General features: G+C 56.1%; 24 protein-coding genes. 17 read left to right on the top strand and 7 right to left on the bottom strand.

Annotation, left to right across the window (positions count from 1 at the left end):
- Positions 1 to 140 precede the first annotated feature (140 nt).
- The 4 genes from AABB29_RS16125 (at position 141) to gluQRS (ending at position 4210) form a co-directional block, all read left to right on the top strand.
- Positions 141 to 869, top strand: a complete 729-nt coding sequence (locus AABB29_RS16125; protein WP_341365938.1) for a hypothetical protein — start codon at positions 141 to 143, stop codon at positions 867 to 869.
- A 167-nt stretch (positions 870 to 1036) separates the two neighbouring features.
- Positions 1037 to 1936 carry a hypothetical protein gene (locus AABB29_RS16120; RefSeq protein WP_341365939.1) on the top strand — a complete coding sequence of 300 codons (900 nt, stop codon included), beginning with the start codon at positions 1037 to 1039 and terminating at the stop codon, positions 1934 to 1936.
- An 85-nt stretch (positions 1937 to 2021) separates the two neighbouring features.
- A complete protein-coding gene (gene trmFO, locus AABB29_RS16115) occupies positions 2022 to 3377 on the top strand; it encodes a methylenetetrahydrofolate--tRNA-(uracil(54)-C(5))-methyltransferase (FADH(2)-oxidizing) TrmFO (protein ID WP_341365940.1) in 1356 nt (451 codons plus the stop codon).
- Positions 3374 to 4210 (top strand): tRNA glutamyl-Q(34) synthetase GluQRS, encoded by an 837-nt coding sequence (gene gluQRS, locus AABB29_RS16110; protein WP_341365941.1) that lies wholly within the window; start codon positions 3374 to 3376, stop codon positions 4208 to 4210. Before trmFO ends, gluQRS begins: the two co-directional genes overlap by 4 nt.
- Here gluQRS and hisI read toward each other — a convergent pair.
- Positions 4179 to 4553, bottom strand: coding sequence for a phosphoribosyl-AMP cyclohydrolase (gene hisI, locus AABB29_RS16105; protein ID WP_341365942.1), 375 nt, complete (start codon positions 4551 to 4553; stop codon positions 4179 to 4181). The two genes, gluQRS and hisI, sit on opposite strands and share 32 nt — an antisense overlap.
- 67 nt (positions 4554 to 4620) lie before the next feature.
- Between hisI and AABB29_RS16100 the strand changes: the two genes are divergently transcribed.
- Positions 4621 to 5067, top strand: a complete 447-nt coding sequence (locus AABB29_RS16100) for an iron-sulfur cluster assembly scaffold protein (protein WP_341365943.1) — start codon at positions 4621 to 4623, stop codon at positions 5065 to 5067.
- Between the two features lie 175 nt (positions 5068 to 5242).
- On the opposite strand, the gene AABB29_RS16095 is transcribed toward AABB29_RS16100, so the two are convergent.
- The 5 genes from AABB29_RS16095 to AABB29_RS16075 all read right to left on the bottom strand — a co-directional run bounded on the left by AABB29_RS16095 (position 5243) and on the right by AABB29_RS16075 (position 10992).
- Entirely contained in the window at positions 5243 to 5365 is a 123-nt protein-coding gene (locus AABB29_RS16095; protein ID WP_341365944.1) for a hypothetical protein, read from the bottom strand.
- Between the two features lie 101 nt (positions 5366 to 5466).
- Complete coding sequence (gene recG / locus AABB29_RS16090) at positions 5467 to 7557, bottom strand: ATP-dependent DNA helicase RecG (RefSeq protein ID WP_373636626.1); 2091 nt, start codon at positions 7555 to 7557, stop codon at positions 5467 to 5469.
- Positions 7554 to 9722: an NAD-dependent DNA ligase LigA gene (gene ligA / locus AABB29_RS16085; RefSeq protein ID WP_341365945.1), complete on the bottom strand. Its 2169-nt coding sequence runs from the start codon at positions 9720 to 9722 to the stop codon at positions 7554 to 7556. The genes recG and ligA overlap by 4 nt, the downstream gene beginning before the upstream one ends.
- A gap of 186 nt (positions 9723 to 9908) precedes the next feature.
- Positions 9909 to 10622, bottom strand: a complete 714-nt coding sequence (gene ctrA / locus AABB29_RS16080; protein WP_341365946.1) for a response regulator transcription factor CtrA — start codon at positions 10620 to 10622, stop codon at positions 9909 to 9911.
- Positions 10623 to 10713: 91 nt separating this feature from the next.
- On the bottom strand, positions 10714 to 10992 hold the full coding sequence (locus AABB29_RS16075) for a DUF1153 domain-containing protein (protein WP_341369070.1): 279 nt from the start codon (positions 10990 to 10992) through the stop codon (positions 10714 to 10716).
- A 131-nt stretch (positions 10993 to 11123) separates the two neighbouring features.
- Here AABB29_RS16075 and mnmA point away from each other — a divergent pair, with 131 nt between their 5' ends.
- From mnmA to AABB29_RS16015, 12 genes are all read left to right on the top strand, one after another.
- Positions 11124 to 12263, top strand: a complete 1140-nt coding sequence (gene mnmA / locus AABB29_RS16070) for a tRNA 2-thiouridine(34) synthase MnmA (RefSeq protein WP_341365947.1) — start codon at positions 11124 to 11126, stop codon at positions 12261 to 12263.
- Positions 12264 to 12371: 108 nt separating this feature from the next.
- Positions 12372 to 13505: a Hint domain-containing protein gene (locus AABB29_RS16065; protein WP_373636625.1), complete on the top strand. Its 1134-nt coding sequence runs from the start codon at positions 12372 to 12374 to the stop codon at positions 13503 to 13505.
- Between the two features lie 54 nt (positions 13506 to 13559).
- Complete coding sequence (locus AABB29_RS16060; protein WP_341365949.1) at positions 13560 to 14012, top strand: YHS domain-containing (seleno)protein; 453 nt, start codon at positions 13560 to 13562, stop codon at positions 14010 to 14012.
- Positions 14013 to 14115: 103 nt separating this feature from the next.
- Entirely contained in the window at positions 14116 to 15240 is a 1125-nt protein-coding gene (locus tag AABB29_RS16055; protein WP_341365950.1) for a DUF3500 domain-containing protein, read from the top strand.
- The gene (locus AABB29_RS16050) at positions 15237 to 15806 is read left to right on the top strand and encodes a hypothetical protein (protein ID WP_341365951.1); all 570 of its coding nucleotides are present in this window, start codon (positions 15237 to 15239) and stop codon (positions 15804 to 15806) included. The genes AABB29_RS16055 and AABB29_RS16050 overlap by 4 nt, the downstream gene beginning before the upstream one ends.
- 65 nt (positions 15807 to 15871) lie before the next feature.
- A complete protein-coding gene (locus AABB29_RS16045; RefSeq protein WP_341365952.1) occupies positions 15872 to 16405 on the top strand; it encodes a ricin-type beta-trefoil lectin domain protein in 534 nt (177 codons plus the stop codon).
- Positions 16406 to 16549: 144 nt separating this feature from the next.
- A complete protein-coding gene (locus tag AABB29_RS16040; RefSeq protein ID WP_341365953.1) occupies positions 16550 to 17413 on the top strand; it encodes an ATPase in 864 nt (287 codons plus the stop codon).
- A gap of 38 nt (positions 17414 to 17451) precedes the next feature.
- Positions 17452 to 18372, top strand: coding sequence for a homoserine O-succinyltransferase (metA, locus tag AABB29_RS16035; protein ID WP_341365954.1), 921 nt, complete (start codon positions 17452 to 17454; stop codon positions 18370 to 18372).
- On the top strand, positions 18359 to 19369 hold the full coding sequence (locus AABB29_RS16030; protein ID WP_341365955.1) for an alpha/beta hydrolase: 1011 nt from the start codon (positions 18359 to 18361) through the stop codon (positions 19367 to 19369). The genes metA and AABB29_RS16030 overlap by 14 nt, the downstream gene beginning before the upstream one ends.
- Positions 19370 to 19375: 6 nt before the next feature.
- Positions 19376 to 20023, top strand: coding sequence for an FMN-binding negative transcriptional regulator (locus tag AABB29_RS16025; protein WP_341365956.1), 648 nt, complete (start codon positions 19376 to 19378; stop codon positions 20021 to 20023).
- A gap of 90 nt (positions 20024 to 20113) precedes the next feature.
- Entirely contained in the window at positions 20114 to 20479 is a 366-nt protein-coding gene (locus tag AABB29_RS16020; RefSeq protein WP_341365957.1) for a hypothetical protein, read from the top strand.
- Positions 20480 to 20557: 78 nt separating this feature from the next.
- A complete protein-coding gene (locus tag AABB29_RS16015) occupies positions 20558 to 21943 on the top strand; it encodes a PepSY domain-containing protein (protein WP_341365958.1) in 1386 nt (461 codons plus the stop codon).
- A gap of 21 nt (positions 21944 to 21964) precedes the next feature.
- Here the strand turns inward: AABB29_RS16015 and AABB29_RS16010 are convergent, their stop codons facing one another.
- Positions 21965 to 22603, bottom strand: coding sequence for a M35 family metallo-endopeptidase (locus tag AABB29_RS16010; protein ID WP_341365959.1), 639 nt, complete (start codon positions 22601 to 22603; stop codon positions 21965 to 21967).
- Position 22604: the final 1 nt, after the last annotated feature.

Raw genomic sequence — 22604 nt, 5'->3', positions numbered from 1 at the left:
TGACAAGGCGTTAGCGGCCAGTTCGGTGGCGTCGAGGTCACAGTATGTTGCCCAACCTAACCTAAGGTCGTCGCAGCACGATAGACCCATCAGCCGGGATGGGTAATAGATAGGCAAATGCAAAACGAAGGGCGATTCAGATGATCAGTAAACTTCTTCTTTCAACGGTGCTTGTCGCCGCAGGTGCAACAACAGCCATGGCGCAGGGCTTTACTGGGGCGACGATTGGACTGGAATACAGCAGCTTTCCAGATATCGATGAATTTGGCGGGGTGAATTATTTCGCTTCTGCCGAATTCGGCTTAATTTCGCAGTTCTCTGCCGCGCTGGACCTTTCATTTTACGATTTCGAATTCACTGAATCAGACGTATCAAACCTGACAGGGCATGCAATCTACGCGGTCGATTCAGCTACTAGCGTTGGTTTGTTTTTTGGACAGGACCGAATTGACGACGTAACAACCGAACTATTTGGTATTGAAGCTGCTTATGATTTTGGGATCGGCGACATCCAGGCCTATTTCGGTTCTCAAAGCGATAGCGAAGATGATGGAACTTTCTTGGGCGCTTCCGCCAGCTATAATGTAGGAAGCGGGTTCAGTGGCATCGTGTCATTTGATAAGTTCACTGTCGAAGATGTAAGTGCCACTGTTTTTGAAATTGGTGCAGAATATACCTTGCAATCCGGCCCTCGTTTTTCGGCGATTTACGGTGTGTTTACAGCCGAAGAAGCAACGATCGAAATTGAGGAGCCGTATTTTGTTCTTGCTGCGGTGATTGACCTAGGCGCGAAGCCTGGAACAACCTTTGATCGCAGGGGATATTACGAAATCGTCGATTTCGCGTCATTGGATGATGTGGAGTTCTAAGATCGTGTAATTACGCGGAGGGGTCGGTCATGACTAGTGGTCGACCTCATGACTTGTGATAAACATGCAGCTATGCTGCATCATTTTCTGAAAAAGTAAAAAAGTCTTTGCCAATCAACAACATATAGCGCATTCATCCTGTGGGGGCTTCACCATAGAGGTTAAAAATGCAACGTATAGTTTTGACGGCCGCAGCATTTGCAGTGCTTGCCAGTGCGGCGTCTTCGGAAGGAATTAGCTACACCCGACTAAGCTATGACTACCAGGCGCATACAGGTGAATTCGGTGATCCCACATTGGGGTTTTTCCAAGGGGCAATTGATTACGAACGCGATCAATATGTCTTCGGGGCCATATTCGATAACACGTCCGTATCCAGCGACGTTGGCGATGGCAGTTTCAGCGATCTTGGAATTTGGGGTGGCTATGTTGTCACACCAGAAATTTTAGCGGGGGCCGGCCTGATTAATCGCTCAGGTGATACCGATGAAAGCACCAGCTATGAGCTTTTCGGGCAATATGTGACCTCGGCTTATGGTGCAGCCATCAACTACACATTGTTGGAAGATGACGAGTCGCAAACGGCACTTTTTGGGCGCTATGGCCTCTCTGATGGATTTGAAGTGGGCGGGCTTTTCGTTTCGAATTCCGCCAGTGAAGGATCGGTCTATCAGTTGCACGCCAATTTTGATGCTGGTGCAGTAGACGCGCGCGCATTTGTCACCGGTAATACCGAGATCGACGGAAACGTGTTCGGGCTGCGTGGCAACTATACCTTTGGTGAAGAATTCCGCGCTGGCGGTGCTTTTGAAACCTTTGTTGGCGCCGAATTCAATGACCGTACCATCCAGATCAGTGGTGGCTATAGCTTCCTTGACGATCTTTGGATTGATGGCAGTGTTGGCCAAATAGACTTGGATGAAGGCGCGACTGTCGACTTCGTCCGTGTCTTGCTGACCTATGAAACAGGTGATCGCGCGCGTTTGGACGCAACGATCGCACAGGATTCCAGCGACGATTTCTGGTCGGGCGTCTCGCCTCTCTTCATCTTCGATTTGGGCGTATAACGTCTTTTGACCGATCTATATGCAAAAGGCCCCGCCATCCCGGCGGGGCCTTTTCATTTTTTGGGTGTCGTTCTACATGTCTGTCATGACACAGATGCTTAATATTATCGGTGGCGGCATGGCCGGGTCAGAGGCCGCATGGCAGGCTGCAAATGCAGGCCTTCAGGTCACGATCCACGAGATGCGCCCAAAGGTCGAAACCTTCGCCCACCGCACGGGCAATCTGGGCGAGATGGTGTGTTCAAACTCATTTCGCTCTGACGATCATGAACAAAACGCAGTGGGCCTGTTGCATTGGGAAATGATGCAGGCCGGTGGGCTGATCATGCAAACCGCACATAAGCACCGCTTGCCTGCGGGCGGCGCGCTGGCCGTTGATCGTGATCCCTTTGCCCAAAGCGTCACCAAGGCATTGCAAGATCATCCCAATATCCGCATTTCCTATGATGAAATCACCACCCTGCCCGATGACGGACACTGGATCATTGCCACCGGGCCGCTGACCTCTGGCAGTTTGGCCGAGGCGATACAGGCTGAGACCGGCGCCGAGGCGCTAGCCTTTTTCGACGCGATCGCGCCCATTGTCTATGCCGAAAGCATCGACATGGGCAAAGCCTGGATGCAATCGCGCTACGACAAAGGCGAGACTGAGGCTGAACGGACAGCCTATTTGAACTGCCCTATGACCAAGGCGGAATACGAGGCCTTTATCGACGCGCTGCTCGCCGCCGAAAAAACGACGTTCAAGGAAGGCGAAACCGCTGGCTATTTTGATGGCTGTTTGCCGATTGAGGTGATGGCCGAACGTGGCCGCGAAACCCTGCGTTTTGGGCCAATGAAACCGGTTGGGCTGACCAATGCCCATGATCCGGACAACAAGCCCTATGCGGTGGTGCAGCTGCGCCGGGACAATGCGCTGGGGACATTGTTTAATATTGTCGGCTTCCAGACCAAGATGAAATACGGCGCGCAAAAGTCTGTTTTCAAAATGATTCCCGGGTTGGAGGCCGCTGAATTCGCCCGTCTTGGCGGCATTCATCGTAACACTTTCATCAATTCGCCAACACTACTGGATGATCAAATGCGGCTTCGCGCAAAACCGCATCTGCGCTTTGCTGGTCAGATCACAGGGGTCGAAGGCTATGTCGAAAGCGCGGCGATGGGTTTGCTTGCCGGGCGGCTCGCGGTGGCCGAGCTATCGGGGCAAACCTTGCCGCCCGTCCCTGGCACCACCGCAATGGGCGCGCTTGTGACCCATATCACCGGCGGCGCCGAGGCGAAGACATTCCAACCAATGAACGTCAACTTTGGGCTTTTCCCGCCTGTCGACGGGATCAAAGGTGGGCGGCGTAACCGCAAGGATCGGTACAAAGCCTATACAGACCGCGCCAAGGCCGACTGGCAGGCCTGGCTGGGTCAAACCGCCCAAAACGCCGCTTGATCACCCGCTTTGCCCCCTCGCCCACGGGGCCTTTGCATTTGGGGCACGCCTATTCGGCGATACTTGCGCATGACATGGCAAAGGCGGCCGGCGGCGTTTTTCTGCTGCGGATCGAGGATATCGATCAAAGCCGCGCAAGGCCGGAATGGGAGGCGCAGATTTACGATGATCTGCATTGGTTGGGCCTATCCTGGGCCACCCCCGTCATGCGCCAATCAGAGCGGCTGCCAGTCTATCAAACCGCCTTGCATACACTTTGGGACCAAGGCCTGCTTTATCCGTGCAATTGCACAAGGCGCGATATTCAACAAGCAGCCGCCGCCCCGCAGGAAGGGGCGCTGCAATACGGGCCTGATGGGGTGATTTATCCGGGGACATGCCGCGACAAACCGCGACCAGATGTGATGGGCGATATGGCCCTACGGCTGGATATGCGGCGGGCAGCGGCCACCGTTGCTTGGACCGAAGATAGCACCCCGGACAAAAAACAGGTTTTCGGGCCAGAGGCCTTTGTTCAGACCATCGGCGATGTTGTCTTGGCGCGGCGCAATATGGGAACGTCGTACCATCTTTCAGTCGTGCTTGATGACGCGGCACAAAAGATCAGCCATGTGATCCGTGGGGCAGATCTGGCCGATAGCACGCCAATCCATGTGCTGCTGCAAAAGCTGCTGAACCTGCCAACCCCGATCTATCATCACCACAAGCTGATCCGCGATGACGCAGGCAAACGGCTGGCCAAACGCGACGATGCGCGCGCCATAAGCAAATATCGTGATGAGGGCGCAACCCCCAATGATATCAGACGGATGGTGGGTCTTCCGGCAGTTTGACGACCTCAATTTCGGCCCCGTCCTGCACGGCCGTATAAAAACAGGTGCGGCGGCCCGTGTGGCAGGCGGCACCAACCTGTTCGACCTCAACCAACAAACAGTCGCGGTCACAATCGATGCGGAAATCGACAAGGGTTTGGGTATGGCCGCTGGTTGCCCCTTTGACCCAAAATTCCTGGCGCGAGCGGGACCAATAGGTCACCTGCCCGGTCTGCAATGTGCGCGCGACGGATTCGGCGTTCATCCATGCCATCATCAACACCTCACCTGATGTGGTGTCTTGCGCGATAGCGGGGATCAGCCCGGCCTCATTATAAGTCAGAGACGCTGGATCGAAGGTCATGTCGAAAACCTTTGCAATGGTTTCATCGCGGTCTATCTAATGGGGGTCAGCATGAAGGGCAAACAAGATGTCAGCCGAAAACGACATGATCAAACTTTATTCAGGGCGGATCCTTGCATTGGCTGCAGATATGCCGCGCACCGCCCGGCTGTATATGCCCACTGCCACGGCCAAAAAGCGCGCGCCGCTTTGCGGATCAACCGTGACAGTTGATCTGACCCTGACAGATGGGGTGGTGACCGATTACGGGCAGGATGTGAAAGCCTGTGCGCTGGGTCAGGCAGCGGCGGCGGTTGTGGGCGGAGCGATCGTGGGCCAACCGATCGGCGTGATTGAAAAAGGGCGGGAAGAGCTGTCTAATATGCTGAAACATGGTGGCCCTGTGCCATCGGCACCATTTGAAGGGCTCGCCGTTCTGGAGCCTGCCAAGGATTATAAGAACAGACATGCTTCAATCATGTTGGCCTTTGATGCCACGCTTGAGGCGATCCAAACATACAAAGCCAGCGCATAAAAAAACCGCCGCACATCCGGGACAGGATGGCGGCGGCAGGAAGAACGATCAGGCCGGTCCGGTGTTCCATTGGGGGAGGCAAAACCCCGCGTTGGACAAGACAGGCAGGTCATCAAATCATTGCATTCTTGGGACAGGGCAATGTGTGATGGACCGGCCGCAATCGCCAGGCAAGTCAGATTAGTCCGGGCAAGGCCAATCCAACGAAAAGCATGACCACTAAAGCAGCAACACCCAGCGCGTCAGCAAGCAGCGTATCGCGCGAACGGGAAATGACAGATTTGATCTCTTCGGCCATGTGATGTTCCTTTAATGTTCTGTTGCCACTTTGTTCTCATATCATTAACCCTGTGTAAAGACATTTTTGGAACATTTGTGAACATTTCGGGAACTATTCGGTTAACCGACTGAAATTAAACGGATAGCTTTGTCCTGCTCCATCAGCCACAAAAGCACCCGGGCCGCCTGCCCGCGCGCGCTTTCAAGGCTGGGATCATCGGCAAGCAGCTTGCGCGCATCCGATTGCGCCAGCGCCATCAGGGCTGTTTGCCGTTCTAAATCGGCAATCCGGAAACGCGGCACGCCAGATTGCGCTGTTCCAATCACATCCCCAGCTCCGCGCATGGCAAGGTCCTCTTCTGAAATGCGAAACCCGTCTTCGGTTTCGCGCAGGATTTCCAAGCGCCGACGGCCGCTTTCGCTCAGCGGGGCTTGATAAATCAAAAGGCAGGTTGATGCGGCCGATCCGCGCCCTACCCTGCCGCGCAGCTGGTGCAACTGCGCCAGCCCAAAGCTTTCAGCCTGTTCAATCATCATGATCGAGGCATTTGGCACATTCACCCCGACCTCAATCACTGTGGTGGCCACCAGAACCTTGGTCTGCCCGGCCACAAACCGGGCCATGGCCGCGTCCTTTTCCGCAACCGGCATCTGCCCATGTACCAGCCCGACCACATCCTCGCCCAAGGCCGCCCGCAGCCGTTTGAACCGCTCTTCCGCAGCGGTCATTTCGACCACTTCGCTTTCTTCTACCAGAGGACAAACCCAATAGGCCTGCCGCCCCTCCGCAACGGCTTTGCGCAGCCGATCAACGATTTCATCCATACGGCCAGCTGCGATAAGTGCGGTTTGCACGGGCGAGCGCCCTGGCGGTTTTTCATCCAGGATGGAAACATCCATATCGCCATATTGCGCAAGTGCCAGCGAACGCGGGATCGGCGTTGCCGTCATCACCAGCACATCGGTCGCGGCACCTTTCGCGCCCAGCTCCATCCGCTGCGCGACGCCAAACCGGTGCTGTTCGTCGATCACCGCAAGACGCAAATCGGCGAAAACCACATCTTTTTGGAAAACAGCATGGGTGCCCACCAAAATCTGGATGTCACCCTGCGCCAAGGCGGCCAGTTTGGCGGCACGCTCTGCCCCTTTGTCGCGGCCCGTCAGGATATCAAGCACCACACCTGCACTTTCAGCCAGGGGGCGCAGCCCCTCTAGATGCTGCCGGGCTAAAATTTCAGTTGGGGCCATCATGACCCCCTGCCCGCCCGCCTCGACCACATGCAACAATGCCATTAGCGCGACCAAGGTTTTGCCCGCCCCAACATCCCCCTGCAACAAGCGGTTCATCCGCAGGTCTGACGCCAGATCTGTCCCTATTTCGGCAATTGCGCGGGTCTGCGCCGCGGTCGGGTCATAGGGCAAGGCCTGCAATATGCGCGATGTCAGCGTGCCCGTCCCGTATGAGGCCTGCCCCTTGGCCCGTCGCGCCGTCGCGCGGGCAAGCGCCAGGGTCAATTGGTGGGCCATCAGTTCGTCATAGGCCAGCCTTTGCCGTGCCGGTTGATCTGGCGATAAATCATCTGAAGAAGCCGGACCATGCACCCGCGCCATCGCCGCCATCCAATCAGGCCAGCCCTCGCGTTTTTGCAAGGCAGGGTCGATCCATTCGGGCAAATCAGGTATGCGGGCCAGCGCATCCCGCGTCGCTTTCCACATTAATTTTTGACTGATCCCGGCGGTCAACGGATAGACCGGCTCAAACGCGGGAATATCAGCAGCCTCGGACACGGGCAGAACGTGGTCGGGGTGCACAATCTGGGCAATACTATCAAAAATCTCGACCTTGCCGGAAACAACGCGACGTTGGCCGGTGGGCAGCAATTTTTGCAAATAATCCCCGCGCGCATGAAAAAACACCAATTGAAAGGTCGTTTGTGCATCCGTGACCTGGACCCGATAGGGTCGGCCGCGGCTGCGTGGCGGCTGATGGGCGCCCACCGTGACCTCAACCGTGATAAAGGCCGGAGCCACAATATCGCGGATGCTTTTCTTGCGTGTACGATCGACCCCGGATGAGGGCAACGTCATCAGCAGATCACGGGGCTTTTCGATGCCCATCGTTTCAAGATTTTGTGCCGTTTTGGGGCCGATCCCATCCAGTTTGGTCAGCGCGCCAAAAAGTGGGAACAGAACCTCTGGGCGGCCGGTCATGCGTCGCCGATCAGAGCAAGCCAGGCATCTTCATCCATGGTGGCAACGCCCAGTTCTGCCGCCTTTGTCGCCTTTGATCCGGCACCGGGCCCTGCCACCAAAATATCTGTCTTTGCGCTGACCGAGCCTGAAACTTTCGCGCCCAGGCTTTCGGCGCGCGCCTTTGCTTCGGCTCGCGTCATCCGCTCTAAACTGCCGGTAAACACGACGGTTTTGCCCGCAACAGGGCTGTCGGTGCTGGCCGCGACCGCATCTTCGATCTGCAAATGCGCAACCAAGCGATCGATCGAGGCACGCTCAGCCTCTTGTTGCAGCGTCGTGATGACCGAGGCGGCCATCACCGCGCCAACCCCATCAATGCCAATCAACGCGTCCCATGCGGGCCCCGATCCGATTTCGGCGCTGGTCATGGCCTCTTCAAAGGCCGCCCATGAGCCGTAATGATTGGCCAATAACGTGGCCGAACTGTCGCCCACATGTCGGATCCCGAGCGAGTAAATCAGCCGGTTCAGCGCAATCGTCCGCTTTTCATCAATCGCATCAAAAAGGTTACTTGCGCTTTTCTCACCCCAGCCTTCGCGGTTTTTCAGCTGCTGCATACCTTCACCGAACCGGGCGCGCAGCGTAAAGATATCTGCAGGGGTCGCGATCCAGCCATCATTGTAAAACTGTTCGACCTGTTTGGCGCCAAGGCCTTCGATATCAAAGGCTGCACGCGAGACGAAATGCTTTAGCTTTTCAACCGCTTGCGCGGGGCAAATCATACCGCCTGTGCAACGCCGGACAGCATCGCCATCCTCGCGGATCGCATCGGACTGGCATTCAGGGCATTGGGTTGGAAAAACAAAGGCCATTGCGTCAGCGGGTCGGCGGGCCAAGTCAACATCTTTGATCTTGGGGATGACATCACCCGCCCGGTAAATCTGAACCCAGTCACCAACCCGAATATCACGGCCCTCGCGAATGGGCTGCCCATCCCCGCCATATCCAGCGATATAGTCCTCATTATGTAAGGTCGCGTTCGACACCACAACGCCGCCCACTGTCACGGGCGCCAATCGGGCCACTGGCGACAAAGCCCCCGTCCGCCCCACCTGAATGTCAATGGCTTCCAGCGTTGTCCATGCCAGTTCGGCGGGGAATTTATGCGCAATCGCCCAACGCGGCGTCGTTGAACGGAAACCCAGACGCCGCTGCATTTCAAGATCGTCGACCTTATAGACCACCCCATCAATATCGTAGCCCAAAGTGGCGCGCTTTGCTTCGATCTTGCGGTAATGGGTGATCAACGCATTAGGCCCTTCGCAAGTCGCCGTCAGTGGGTTTGTCGAAAATCCAAAGCTGGCCATCCGTTCGATGGCGCGCGATTGCCTATCGGCCAAGGGTGCCGATAATGCGCCCCAAGCATAGGCGAAAAATTTTAACGGCCGCGATTGCGTAATCGATGCGTCAAGTTGTCGTAATGATCCGGCAGCGGCGTTGCGCGGATTGGCAAATTTCTTGCCGCCATTTGCCGCTTGCCGTTCATTCAGCGCCGCAAAGTCGGCGTGGCTCATGTATACCTCGCCGCGTATCTCTAAAACGTTTGGCGCATCTGGAATATATTGCGGAATATCGGTGATTGTGCGGGCGTTCGCCGTAACATTTTCCCCGACACTGCCATCGCCCCGCGTGGCCGCTTGCACAAGGTGGCCGTTTTCGTATCGCAATGACAAAGACAGACCATCGATCTTCGGCTCTGCCGTGTAGGCAAGCGGGGCCTTGGCATCCAATCCCAGATATCTGCGAACTCGGTCATCAAACTCCGTAACGTCGTCATCTGCGAACGCATTGCCAAGCGACAGCATCCGGACCGCATGTGTCACCTTGCCAAAACCTTCGGCAATTGCGCCGCCAACTTGCTCTGAGGGGCTATCAGACCTCTTGAGATCAGGAAAAGCGGCCTCAATCGCTAGGTTCCGAGACTTCAGCGCATCGTAGTCAGCATCTGCAATCTCAGGGGCATCGTCGCGGTGATAAGCCGTGTTCGCGCGCAAGATCATGTCGGCCAGGCGTGCAAGCTCTGCGCTGGCCTGATCTTCGGTCAACGCATCAACAGGAATGTCGGCCAAAGCCCGGTCAAAAACCGGCGCTTCTTCTTCCAGTGCACGCGCCGTTTCTGTCATCTTTGCCCCCGTATCAGGGCCACCAGTTTGGCTGGTATTCGTCACGCCGACCCTCGCTTTTTCGCACCCGGCCCGCCCGGGAACATGCGAGGATTCTTAGACAGTCGTCATCCAAGCGTCCAGAGTATGGCGCGCGAAAAACAAAATCGGCGATTGGTTCCGTGAGTGGTGATTGCTAGCAGCCCCCTAGGCGCTGACAGCCAGTTTTTCTTCCTCGGCAACAGGCTCGGGATCGCGCAGCACGTAGCCACGTCCCCAAACCGTTTCGATGTAATTATCGCCCGAAGTGGCTTCGCTCAGCTTTTTGCGTAATTTGCAAATGAACACGTCAATGATCTTCAGCTCAGGTTCATCCATACCGCCGTAAAGATGGTTCAGGAACATTTCCTTGGTCAGTGTTGTGCCCTTTCGCAGGCTCAACAGCTCAAGCATTTGATATTCCTTGCCGGTCAGATGTACGGTGCTGCCACCAACATCGACCGTTTTCGCGTCAAGATTAACAGAGATTTGGCCGGTTTTGATAATCGACTGAGCGTGCCCTTTTGAGCGCCGGATAATCGCATGAATACGCGCCACGAGTTCTTCGCGGTGGAAGGGTTTGGTCAGATAATCATCCGCCCCAAAACCAAAGCCTTTTAGCTTACTTTCGGTCCCATCATCCCCTGAGAGGATCAATATAGGCGTATCGATACGGCTAAGGCGCAGCTGACGCAGTACCTCATGGCCATTCATATCCGGCAGATTCAAGTCCAATAGGATCAGATCGTAGTCGTACAATTTCGCAAGATCGATCCCCTCCTCCCCCAAATCCGTCGCATAGACGTTCAGGTTTGCATGGGTCAGCATTAATTCAATGCTTTTCGACGTTGTTGGGTCATCTTCAACCAGCAAGACACGCATCCGAGTTCTCCGCTCTTTCTTCTGTGTCGTTAACCTAAACCGTTAAAGGTTAATCACCCGTTACCATATCCAATAACCTTTACATTTCCACTTACGGTTGTCGATAGCGTTGTAAACTGGTTGCCTTTAAGGCAGCTTCACCGAACTTGGTCACGGCGTTTTCCCATTCCTTAAACTCTTCATCCGATAAGCCATAGCGTTCCAACGCTTCTTTGCGCTGAATGAGCCCTGCACCAACTGCCCGTACAACGGCTGCCTTGCGTGAAGCCACCCAGCGGCGCGTCTTTTCACTGGGCAAATCAGCCCGTGTCATAATTGAACCGTCAGCCAGTGTGACAGACCGCGGCCCTTCAACCTTACGTAGATACATCTCGCACCCTCTTCCATTTTTCACCCAAGGGCCGTTATCCATGTCAGGGCTTAATGAGTCGTATAAACCGGGGTTGAGAGTAATTCGCATTTTCCTATATTTCTTTGGAAACTCGTTAATCAGGAAAATCGATGCCCCTTGATTCGCCGCTCAATTCGCTCGGCTTTGCCAAGCCGCCCGCGCAAACGCGCGTTGTCGTTGCTATGTCTGGCGGCGTCGATAGCTCTGTGGTGGCGGCAATGCTGGCCGAAGAAGGTTACGATGTCGTTGGCGTCACCTTGCAACTTTACGATCACGGGGCGGCTTTGGCCAAAAAGGGGGCGTGCTGCGCCGGGCGTGACATTCATGATGCGCGCCGGGTCGCCGAAGAAATGGGTTTTCCCCATTATGTACTGGATTACGAAAACACCTTTCGTGAAGCTGTTATGGATGAGTTCGCCGACAGCTATCTGGGCGGGGCTACACCTGTGCCCTGTATTCGATGCAATGAGCGCGTGAAATTTAAGGATCTGCTCGAGACTGCAAAAGATCTCGATGCCGATTGCATGGCAACAGGACATTACATTCAGCGGAAAATGGGGGCCGAAGGGGCTGAATTGCATGCCGCAGCGGACCCTGGCAAAGATCAAAGCTATTTTCTGTTCTCTACCACGCAAGAGCAGCTTGATTACCTGCGCTTTCCGCTTGGGCACCATAAATCCAAGGAAGAAACCCGCGCGCTGGCCGCGAAATACGGGCTCAGCGTGGCTGACAAACCAGACAGCCAGGATATCTGCTTTGTCCCCAATGGCGACTATGCTGCAGTTATCGAAAAGCTGCGCCCCGGCGCAGCAGAGCCCGGCGATATTGTCGATCAAAACGGCAACGTGCTGGGGACCCACAGAGGTGTCATTCACTACACGATCGGGCAAAGACGGGGGCTCGGGATTGGTGGTTTGGCTGACCCGCTTTATGTGGTCAGGCTGGATGTGGATGCGAAACAGGTGATTGTCGGTCCGAAAGAAATGCTGGCCACCCGCAGGGTCCCGATCCGCGAGATCAACTGGATCGGAGGCGGCAAGCTGACCGATCTGGACGAACGACAAATCGCGGTCAGGGTCCGATCAACCCGCCCACCAACCGATGCAGTGCTGCGGCCAATTTCCGATACGGAGGCCGAGGTGGAGCTACTGATGGCCGAACAGGGGGTCTCGCCGGGGCAGGCTTGCGTCTTTTATGACCCCGATAGCACGCGGATCCTTGGTGGCGGCTGGATCTGGCGCGGGCATTAAGCCTTTATTTACCTAACGTGAACTAACCATTAACCACACAACCCCGGCGCGATCAAAGTGATTGCTTTCCAGGGTAGTGGAAATTTTAATGCGTTTATAGGTTTACGAGTGCCCACCACATTTACCGTCTTTTCGCTCGGCGTGCAGGCCGATATCGATTCTGATCCAGCAACAGGTTCCGGTGACAATGATGCCGAAAATGCGGATGATCTGACAGGTCTTAGCTTTGGTGGGCCGGGCAATCCCCTTTTCGAAAGCGCCGTTACATTTTCAACTGGGTCTGGCGGTTTTACGGGTGGAACGAACAACGTCTATGATCAGGATAACAACCCAGGCGAGAATTTTCGGATCAATGGCGGCCCCAACCAACGCTTTGATGCGGCCGCCATCTATAACGCAACTATAACCTATACTGACGGAACAACGGCCACGATCACGGCAGTCATCTTTCAGGATGTCGACGGCAATACATATTGGGCACCTGAGTTCGCACCCAATGCGGACCAGGCCGCGCTAGAGGCGAAGCCGATCCAATCGCTTACTTTGGACAGCGTTAGCGGTGATACTTTTTCAGGGCTGGCAGGTGACCGGGAAAATTGGGATTTTCTAACCTGCTATGTCTCAGGAACGATGATCGAAACAGATCGGGGATCGCGACAGATTGAGACGCTGCAAATCGGTGATCTGGTTGCGACCCAAGATCACGGGTATCAGCCGATCCGCTGGATAGGATGCAGCCGGGTCAAGGCACACGGCAAACTGGCCCCCATTCGGATTATGGCCGGTGCATTGGGGCCCGGTTGCCCGTCTGAGGATTTGCTTGTCTCGCGGCAACATCGCATGTTGCTACGCTCAAAGGTATGCGAACGGATGTTCGGCGCCAAGGAAATTCTTGTGCCTGCCATCAAACTGACCGCCCTGCCCGGTATCTTTATCGATGACAGCCAAGAACAGGTCACCTATCTACATCTGATGACCGATCAGCACGACGTGATCTATGCCGCCGGTGCCCCCAGCGAGACGATGTTGAACGGCCCCCACGCGAAAGAGGCGCTTGATGATGCCGCAAAAGAAGAGCTTATGGCGATTTTCCCGGACCTTTGGGACACACCCCCGCTGCCCGCGCGCCCCATTCAACGGGACAAGCGGATCGCCAAACTTCTGATGCGCCATCAGAAGAACAAGATACCGCATGTGGCGCAGGGCATGAAAGAATCAGTCACAACTCTGTGTGAGACCTAGCCGCAAAGGCGGCAGATATCACATAAACCGGACAACCAACGTTCGGAGCTTCTGATGTCGATTAGACGCCGCACCCTGATCATTGCCGCACCAGCCGCCGGGCTTTTGGCACCGGCCGCCTTTGCTGCGACGCCGCAAATCTATGCCGAAAATGGCATTGTTGTGGATGGCAGCGACGTCGTGGCCTATTTTGATCAGCAGGGTCCCGTCGCGGGTGATCCGTCGATTACGTATGAGTATCTGGGCGCTACCTGGCATTTTGCAAACAGCGCCAACCGCGATCTGTTTGCCGCCAACCCTGTTGCATACGCACCCCAATACGGCGGCTATTGCGCATTTGCCATCAGCCGCGGTTACACCGCACCAACCGATCCCCGTGCCTGGTCGATTGTGGATGATAAACTCTACCTCAATTACTCACGCCGGATCAGACGGCGCTGGGAACAGGATATTCCGGGCAATATTGCAGCTGGCGATGCAAACTGGCCAGCGGTGTTGGATGCATGACTTTGGCACAGGCTTTGAAGCAATGACGTAGAAATTTCCCCAAGGGCATGAGATAATGCGGCCAGACTGCCATTGATGGCGACTAAAACTTGGGGGAAACATCGTGAAACTGAAACTCTTGGCTGGTGTCATTGTCGTCGGGGCTGGCGCCTATTTTGGATATAGTCAGCTCATGGGCGGCGGACCGCCGGTTGATGAACGGCTTGGCAACACAAGCATTCTGATGGGGTCGGTCGAAATCCCAGCTTCAGCCGATAGCTGTGATGGGGATGAAGGCTATGCCCGGATGCTCTGCCTTATCGATCTGCTCAAAGCCGATGTATCCGATGAGATCATGGCCAATCTGCAGTTGGATTATTCTGTAAGCGAGGCCCAAAATTGGAGCAACCTGCCCGCTGGCGCCTTTCCGGCCCGGCCCGGGGTCTATCTTGGTGAATTCAGCAGCGATCAGCTTGGCCTCGTCAAAGCGATCTTGATTGCGGCCGCAGGCGAGGCTGACAATGAAGGCTTCGACGAAATGGTGCAGACCCTCAATGCGGATGATTACATCGGCACGGTCAGCGATGATACCAAGGCGGGCTATTCCTCATATAACTCCAAATTCGCGTTTCTTGGAACGCCCGGCAATAGCGGTACCTGGCAGCTTTACTATGGTGGGCACCATTTCGCCTTTGCCAATACGTATACAGATGGGGTCATCGCCGGGGCGACGCCATCTTTCCGCGGGATCGAACCTTTCCCCAGCTTTGAGATGAACGACCGCGAAAACGTACCTTTGACCCAAGAGCGCGACGCATTTGCAGCGCTTTTGAACGCGCTCAGCGCTGATCAACAAGCCGCAGCGACTCTGGAAGGGACCTATCGGGACATCATTGCAGGTCCGCAAAGCGATGACGCGATCCCTGATGCGCAAGAAGGGCTTGCGGTCTCTGAACTCGATGCTGCGCAACAGGCCTTGCTGCTTGCGGCTGTTGCAACCTATGTGGGCGATATCAATGCAGAGGATGCGGCCACCTATATGGCCAAATACATCGCCGAACTGCCTGATACAGTGCTCGGGTTTTCGGGCACGCCCGATATGAACAGCGAAGATGATTATGTGCGCATCCATGGGCCCTCGCTCTGGATCGAATTTTCGCTGCAATCAAACAAATCCACCGGTGAAGACGGCAACCATCCCCACTCGGTCTGGCGCGACCAGACTGACGATTACGGTGGTAATCTTTGATGATTTTAGGTGGATCAGGGCGGGTCTTAGCACTCGCCCTTCTGCTTTTTATTGGCGGGATGCAATCGGCCCTGGCCCATGCGCTGCCCGGCAGCGTGCTGTTTCTGTCACATGATCAGGGGCAGATGAACGTGACCATTCTGTTGCCGATCGAGGACCTTGTTATCGCAGCCCCTGCCCTAAAGGCGCTGGAAGACCTCGATGGCGGGCAAGACATAACCCCCGCGCAACAAACGCAAATCGGCGCTTATTTCGCCGCGCATCTCAAGCTGCAGACCGAAGATGGGGTCATCGCGCTGGAACTGATTGAGGCGACGATAAAAACCGCCGGAAACGCCGAGGTAGGCACGTATAACGAACTGACAATCCAGCTTACTGGAACATCTGCTGCCGATATGCCGCTATTTCCGATGCGACTAAGCTATGATGCGGTCATGCATGAGGTCCGAAATCACCGTGCGACGGTGTATTGGAAAGACCCGACAGGCATGGTCAGCGGTGTGGCAGAGTTTGGATATCGTCGAATTGGCGGCAAGGTGCAGCCGGTTCTGATCACGCGGCCCTAGGGCCGTATACAACAGGTCCTAACCCCAATATGGCGGGGCCAGACAAGACTGAAAGGACATATTCAATGCTGAAACAGAAAATGGCTACCGCCCTCATCGGAACCATGTTGTCAGCCGGCGCGGTGCATGCCGAAGCCGTTGAGATCTACCTGACCGACATGCTCGACAATGTCCAAAACGGCTATTGCCTTGATATCGCCCGCGCGCAAGGAACCGCCGCCAATCCGGATGATGGGCTGCAAGGGCACACATGCTACAGCCCATCAGGGTCGCTGGGCGTGGATCAGGCCTTTGACACGGCACAATTTGCGGATGGTGTGCTTTACATGACCGAATTTGACGTCTGCGCAGAGGTTTCATCAACAGCCGCAGGCACGTCAATTGATCTGGCCACATGTGACGGAAGTAGCGCACAATCCTTTGTCTTTTCGGGCGAAGGGACAATCACCCCCGCCTCAGCCACGGATATGTGCATGACTTTGGCCGAAGATACCCGGACGGGGCGTAGCGACGCCAACCAGATCAAGGTTCTGTCCTTGGAAAGCTGCAGCGATGCCCAGGCCGCCTATCAAAACTGGTCGGTGCGGACCGCCAACTAGGCCTGCAATTTGGCGCTTGCCATCCCCGGCAAGCGCCTGCCCAAGACGATTGCAAAACGACGACCGCAGGCCTCTGCAGCCTAGAGCGTCCGCACAGCCATAAATCGCTGGAAGAATGCATCAGACACGGGTAACCACGGGCGCATGATCTATGAATCCGCCTCCGATTGGCGCAATGCGCCGCAGAAACGTGTCTTGCTTTTTGCCATGTCTGGTCTGGGTAAGACCTATCTGTCAAAAATGCTGCGCGATACGGGCGATTGGTTTCATTACTCAATCGATTACCGGATCGGCACGCGGTATATGGGTGAAAAGATCGCCGATAACGCCAAACGCGAGGCGATGAAAGTCCCGTTCCTGCGCGAATTGCTGCGGTCAAATTCTATCTATATCGGGTCGAATATCTCATTTGACGATCTTAAGCCGATGTCGTCCTATCTGGGCAAACCAGGCGATCCGGCCAAGGGCGGGCTGGCCTGGGATGAATATACCATGCGGCAGGATCAATTTCAGGCGGCCGAAGTCGCGGCGCTTTATGATACGGGGTCTTTCATCGATCGGGCTGTGGATCTGTACCAATATCCCAACTTCATCTGCGACACCGGCGGATCAATCTGCGAATGGGTCAATGCGGATGACCCAAATGATCCGATCTTGCGGGATCTGTCTGCCAAAACCCTGATGGTTTGGATCGAAGGGACCGATGCGCATACTGCCGAGCTGATCCGGCGCTTTGATAAAGAGCCAAAACCAATGTCCTATGATCCGGCATTCCTGCTCGGGACATGGCAGGCCTATCTGACCGCATTTGACGTGGCGCCCGATCAGGTGGACCCAGATGATTTCATCCGCTGGGCCTTTGCCAAGGCGCTGGCGCATCGGCAGCCGCGCTATAAGGCAATGGCTGATAAATGGGGGATTACTGTGCCGCAAGACGCTGTGGCAAAGGTCAAAGATACGGAGGGCTTTGTTGGCATGATCGCTGACGCCCTTGAGATGCGCGGCTGACCGCCCTATCTCTTACCTCCTTATCCAGGAATATTCCGATGCCAATCAAATTGCCCTCCGCCCTGCCCGCTTATGACGTCCTTTCTGATGAAGGTGTTATGGTGCTAGATGAAGACACCGCCGCAAGACAGGATATCCGCCCGCTGCGGATAGCGCTGCTGAACCTGATGCCCAAAAAGATCCAGACCGAGAACCAGTTCGCGCGGCTGATCGGGGCCACGCCATTGCAGATTGAACTGTCATTGATCCGCATGTCCGAGCATCAGACCAAGAATACAGCCGCCGCGCATATGGAAGAGTTTTATCAACCTTTTAGCGCGGTCACGGACCAGAAATTTGACGGGCTGATCATTACCGGCGCCCCGATCGAACATCTGCCCTTTGATGAGGTCACTTATTGGGATGAACTGACCCAGGTCTTTGACTGGACCCAGACGAATGTCCATTCGACCTTTGGTGTGTGCTGGGGCGGCATGGCGATGATCAACTATTTCCACGGGGTGCAAAAACATATCCTTGATCACAAGGCCTTTGGCTGCTTCCGGCACCAGAACACGGCCCCGGCCTCGCCCTATTTGCGCGGGTTCTCGGATGATTGCGTGATCCCGGTCAGCCGCTGGACGGAAATGCGCCAGGATGAAATCGACGCGGCAACGGGTCTGAAAACGCTGATCACAAGCGATCAATCCGGCCCGGCACTGGTTGAAGACCAGCAGCATCGCGCGCTCTATATTTTCAATCATTTTGAATATGATAGCGGCACGCTGAAACAGGAATATGACCGGGATATCGGCGAAGGAACGCCGATAAACGTACCTGTGAACTACTACCCTGATGACGATCCAACCGCAGAACCCCAGAATAGATGGCGCAGCCACGCGCATCTTCTTTATGGCAACTGGCTGAACGAGATTTATCAAACCACGCCATATGAGTTAGAGAAAATTGGGACTGTATAACAATATCGCAAATCTGGCCGTTGTTGGTCTTATCGGTGGGGCGCTTGCGGTGTTTGGTGCGAAATATCGCGGCATGCAGGCCGAAAAGACCTATCCGCCTATCGGCAGCTTTGTTGAAACCTCTGTCGGGCAAGTCCATTATGTCCAAGAAGGCAGCGGTCCACATGTGATCTTGCTGCATGGTGCGGGTGGTAATCTGCGCGAATTCACCTTTGATCTGATGGAACGGCTCCGCGAAAATTACACAGTCACCGCATTTGACCGACCCGGGCTGGGCTATACGGACCGGATCGCAGGCATGGCGGATGGGCTGATCGGCAGCGCTGGCGAAAGCCCGCAAGCCCAAGCCGCCATGCTGCGCGAAGCCGCAGCAACGCTTGAAATCAACGACCCCATTGTCGTCGGCCACAGCTATGGGGGCGCGGTTGGTTATGCTTGGGCCGTCGCCGGGCTAGATGATGCGGAAAACCCCGTCAATGCAGCGGGGCTGGTGTCTTTGGCGGGTGTGACAATGCCCTGGCCTGGTGATCTGGGCTGGTATTACCGGGTTAATGGCCATCCGATTGGCGGGGCTGTTGTCATTCCTTTGATCGGCGCGTTGGTGCCAAACAGCAAAGTGCAGGAAAGCATCACAGGCACCTTCGCCCCTGACCCGGTGCCGACGGGCTATAGCGACTATATCGGCGGACGGCTTGCGCTGCGGCCCGTTGCGATGCGTGCCAATATTCGGCAGGTGAATACACTGCGTCCGCATGTGGTGACGATGTCCGCGCGCTACCCTGAACTGACCCTGCCCATCGAAATCCTGCATGGGACAGCGGACATGACCGTGCCAATCGCGGTGCATGCCGAAGAGGTGATCAAGATCGCGCCAACGGCCGTGCTGACCCCACTTGAAGGGGTCGGACATATGCCGCATCACGCTAACCCTGAAGCTACCGTGGCAGCCATTGACCGGGCTGCGGAACGGGCAGCCGCGCAACCAAACGACAGTTGACGGGCCATGCTGAAACAGCCCCTCTTTTCCGAAACCCGCATCGATGTGATGCACGCGCTTATGGTCGCGCATCCCTTTGCCACGCTGGTCTCTGCCGCAACGGGCGGTCTGTCTGCGGACCATGTGCCGCTTGTTCTTCATGTGGGCGAAGGCGAATGCGGGGTGCTGCGGGGGCATCTGGCGGCCAATAATGCGCTTTTCCGGCAAACGGACGGCCCCATTGAGGTGCTCAGCGTTTTCCAAGGGCCGCAAACCTATGTGACGCCATCATGGTACGCCTCCAAACAAGAGCATGGCAAAGTGGTACCGACCTGGAACTATGTGGTTGTCCATGCGCGTGGTACGCTGAATTTCACGCAAGACACAGCCTGGCTGATGCAGCACCTCAGTGATTTGACCGCGCAGCATGAAAGCCACCGCGCGGCGCCATGGGCCGTGACGGACGCCCCTGATGATTTCATCGCGCGGCAGCTGCGGCATCTTGTCGGCTTTGAAATCAGCGTGACTGACCTGCAAGGCACGTGGAAGGTCAGCCAGAACAAGGCGCTGCAAGACTGGACCGGCGTGCGTGACGGGCTAAGCGCAGCGGGCGATCCGGAGGCCGAGGCGATCAGCAAACTGGTTGAAGAACGGGCACGCAGCAAGGCACCGTAAAGACGCCCGTTATTGCCCCGCCGCACAATTTCAGGACGCTGCGACACTTGTGATCTTCCCGCGCCGTATCAGACCTGCTAACCGGCTCATATGGTTCGGAATTTCGCAATTCATTGCAAATGGGTACTGGTTGGGGCGCTCATCGTTGCCCTGGCGGCCGTTGGCTTTGCGCACCGAGTGATTGCCACCGAGATGACGCCTGAACTGGCCGCTTATGTGGCAGGGGGTGGATCGCTTAGCGATCTTTGCGGCACCACCAGCGGCTCCGGCGAAACCCCTGTCCCCCATTGTGAAGCCTGCCGCATCGCGGACAGCTTTGTGCTGTCGCAGGCTGGCTGTGCTGGAACATCGCAACGCATCGCAAAAATCTACGCGTTTGATTTTATCGCCAAACGGCTGGCCGAAAGCGGCCGGCTCGACAACGCGCGCATGGTGCGCGCACCGCCGCAAGCCTGAGTTCTGTTTTTCACCTCAGATACGTAATGCATCCGTGACCCAAAGGGGTACGCGGAGCATCAGGCTTGGAGCCATTCAATGACAATGACGAATACCGATGCGCAGCCAACAGGCGGCGTGAATAAAATCTATTTTGCCGCCTGGCGCTGGCATTTCTACGCGGGGCTTTTTGTGATCCCCTTCCTGACCGTTCTTGCACTGACAGGGATGATGATGCTCTGGCTTGCCTGGATTGACGGGCGCGATGGCGAAAAAACACCCGTGACGGTGCAGGGCAGCGCCATGTCCGTCTCAGCGCAGTCGCAGGCAGCGGTGGCGGCCATCCCGGACGGCGTTTTGAAACAATATGTAGCACCGCGCAGTGATGATCTGGCGGCCCTGTTCCGGGTGGATGCAGGGGGTGACGCGATCATGGTCGCGGTCGATCCTTACACGGCGCAAGTTATCGAAACCTATCCGCGCCAAAGCGGCTGGTATGATTTCTTTGATCAGATCCATGGCAGCTTGATGCTGGGCGTCGTAGGGGACCGGTTACTTGAAACGGCGGCTTCGCTGGGCTTGCTGCTGGTCGCAACCGGGCTTTACCTGTGGTGGCCACGTGGTGGCGGCTGGCGCAAGGCGTTCATCCCCAGCTTTGGCAAAGGGCGGGCTTTGTGGAAATCGCTGCACGGTGTGATCGGGATGTGGGTTTCTGTCATCTTGATCTTCTTTTTGATCTCGGGCCTGGCTTGGGCCGGTATCTGGGGCGGCAAAATGGTCCAAGCCTGGAGCCAATTTCCCGCTGAAAAATGGTCTGATGTGCCGCTCTCGGACAGCACCCATGCCAGCATGAACCATGACCGGCGCGAAGTGCCCTGGGCGCTTGAACAAACGCCCCTGCCCGCCTCAGGCAGTGATGCGGGGATCACTGGGACCGCAGGCGCAGTTACATTGGACCGCGTAGATCAGCTGGCCCGCGCGATCGGGTTCGACGGGCGCTATCAGCTGAACCTACCCAATGGTGAGATGGGCGTCTGGACGCTCAGCCGGGATTCGATGAGCACAGACAGCACCTCGCCCACCACAGACCGCACCGTACATGTCGACCAGTACACCGGCAACATCCTGGCTGATGTGCGCTTTGCCGATTATTCGCTCGCGGGCAAGGCCATGGCCGTTGGGATCGCGCTGCATATGGGCACACTCGGGCTATGGAGTGTTCTGGCCAATACGGTCTTTTGCCTGTCTGTTCTGTTTCTCTGCCTTAGTGCGGTCGTATTATGGTGGAGACGGCGGCCTGCAAAAGCGGGGCGTCTGGCCGCGCCGCCGATGCCGAAAGAACTGCCGCTTTGGCAAGGCGCCGTATTTGTCGGGTTGGCCGTATCCATGGCCTTTCCGATGGCGGGGCTGGCCGTTCTGACCGTGCTGAGTTTCGATCTGTTGATCCTGTCGAACCTGCCCGGCCTGCGGCGGCGTTTGACCTGAATGGGCCCAAAGGCGCGGCGGTTAATCCTGCCGCGCCGCTGACGGTTTATCGGTCAGCGGTTGACGGGCATAATATGTCACGTCTTCCGTATAGTACTGAAAACTATCGGCATTTTCGACTGCAAGATTGGGGCTGTCCGTGGCCATCTCGCGGCATTCACGGCGGGAATAGCAATGATCCCACGTATCAGCCACACGCAGAAAATGCGAAATCTCATGAACCATGGTGCCCTCGCGGGTGCCGTAATTGCTGCGGCGTTCACTAGGCTGCAAGGCGGTCAAAGGGGGCAGTTCGAAAAATGGCGGGCAAAGCTGCACCTCTAGGGGGCGATGCGGATAGACCCAGGCATATTCACCCTCGTTGCAACCATCCTCGCGGTTTGTGTTGCAATGCAGCGTGACTGCACCGCTGCGCATGGCAGTGACCACAGCCTTAAGCGTCGCGCGCACCTGTTCTGCGTTCCGCTCAGAATAGGTGCCAAACCAGCGCGCATATTCGGGGGTATCGCCGACAGCTGCTGCGGCACTCAATGTCAGCACTTTGGCTTGTTCAAGCGCCTCAACAGCAACCAGCTGATCGGCCTTGTTGCACTCAAATGCCTGCTGCGCTGAGGCCGCACTGCCCGTAAACATTCCACAAAGAACCAAGGCCAAGCGCATA

This window comes from Yoonia sp. BS5-3 (genome assembly GCF_038069655.2).
GTDB classification, from domain to species: Bacteria; Pseudomonadota; Alphaproteobacteria; order Rhodobacterales; family Rhodobacteraceae; genus Yoonia; species Yoonia phaeophyticola.
The sequence above is the reverse complement of the archived record's forward strand: the minus strand, read 5'-3'. Positions and strand labels throughout refer to the sequence as shown.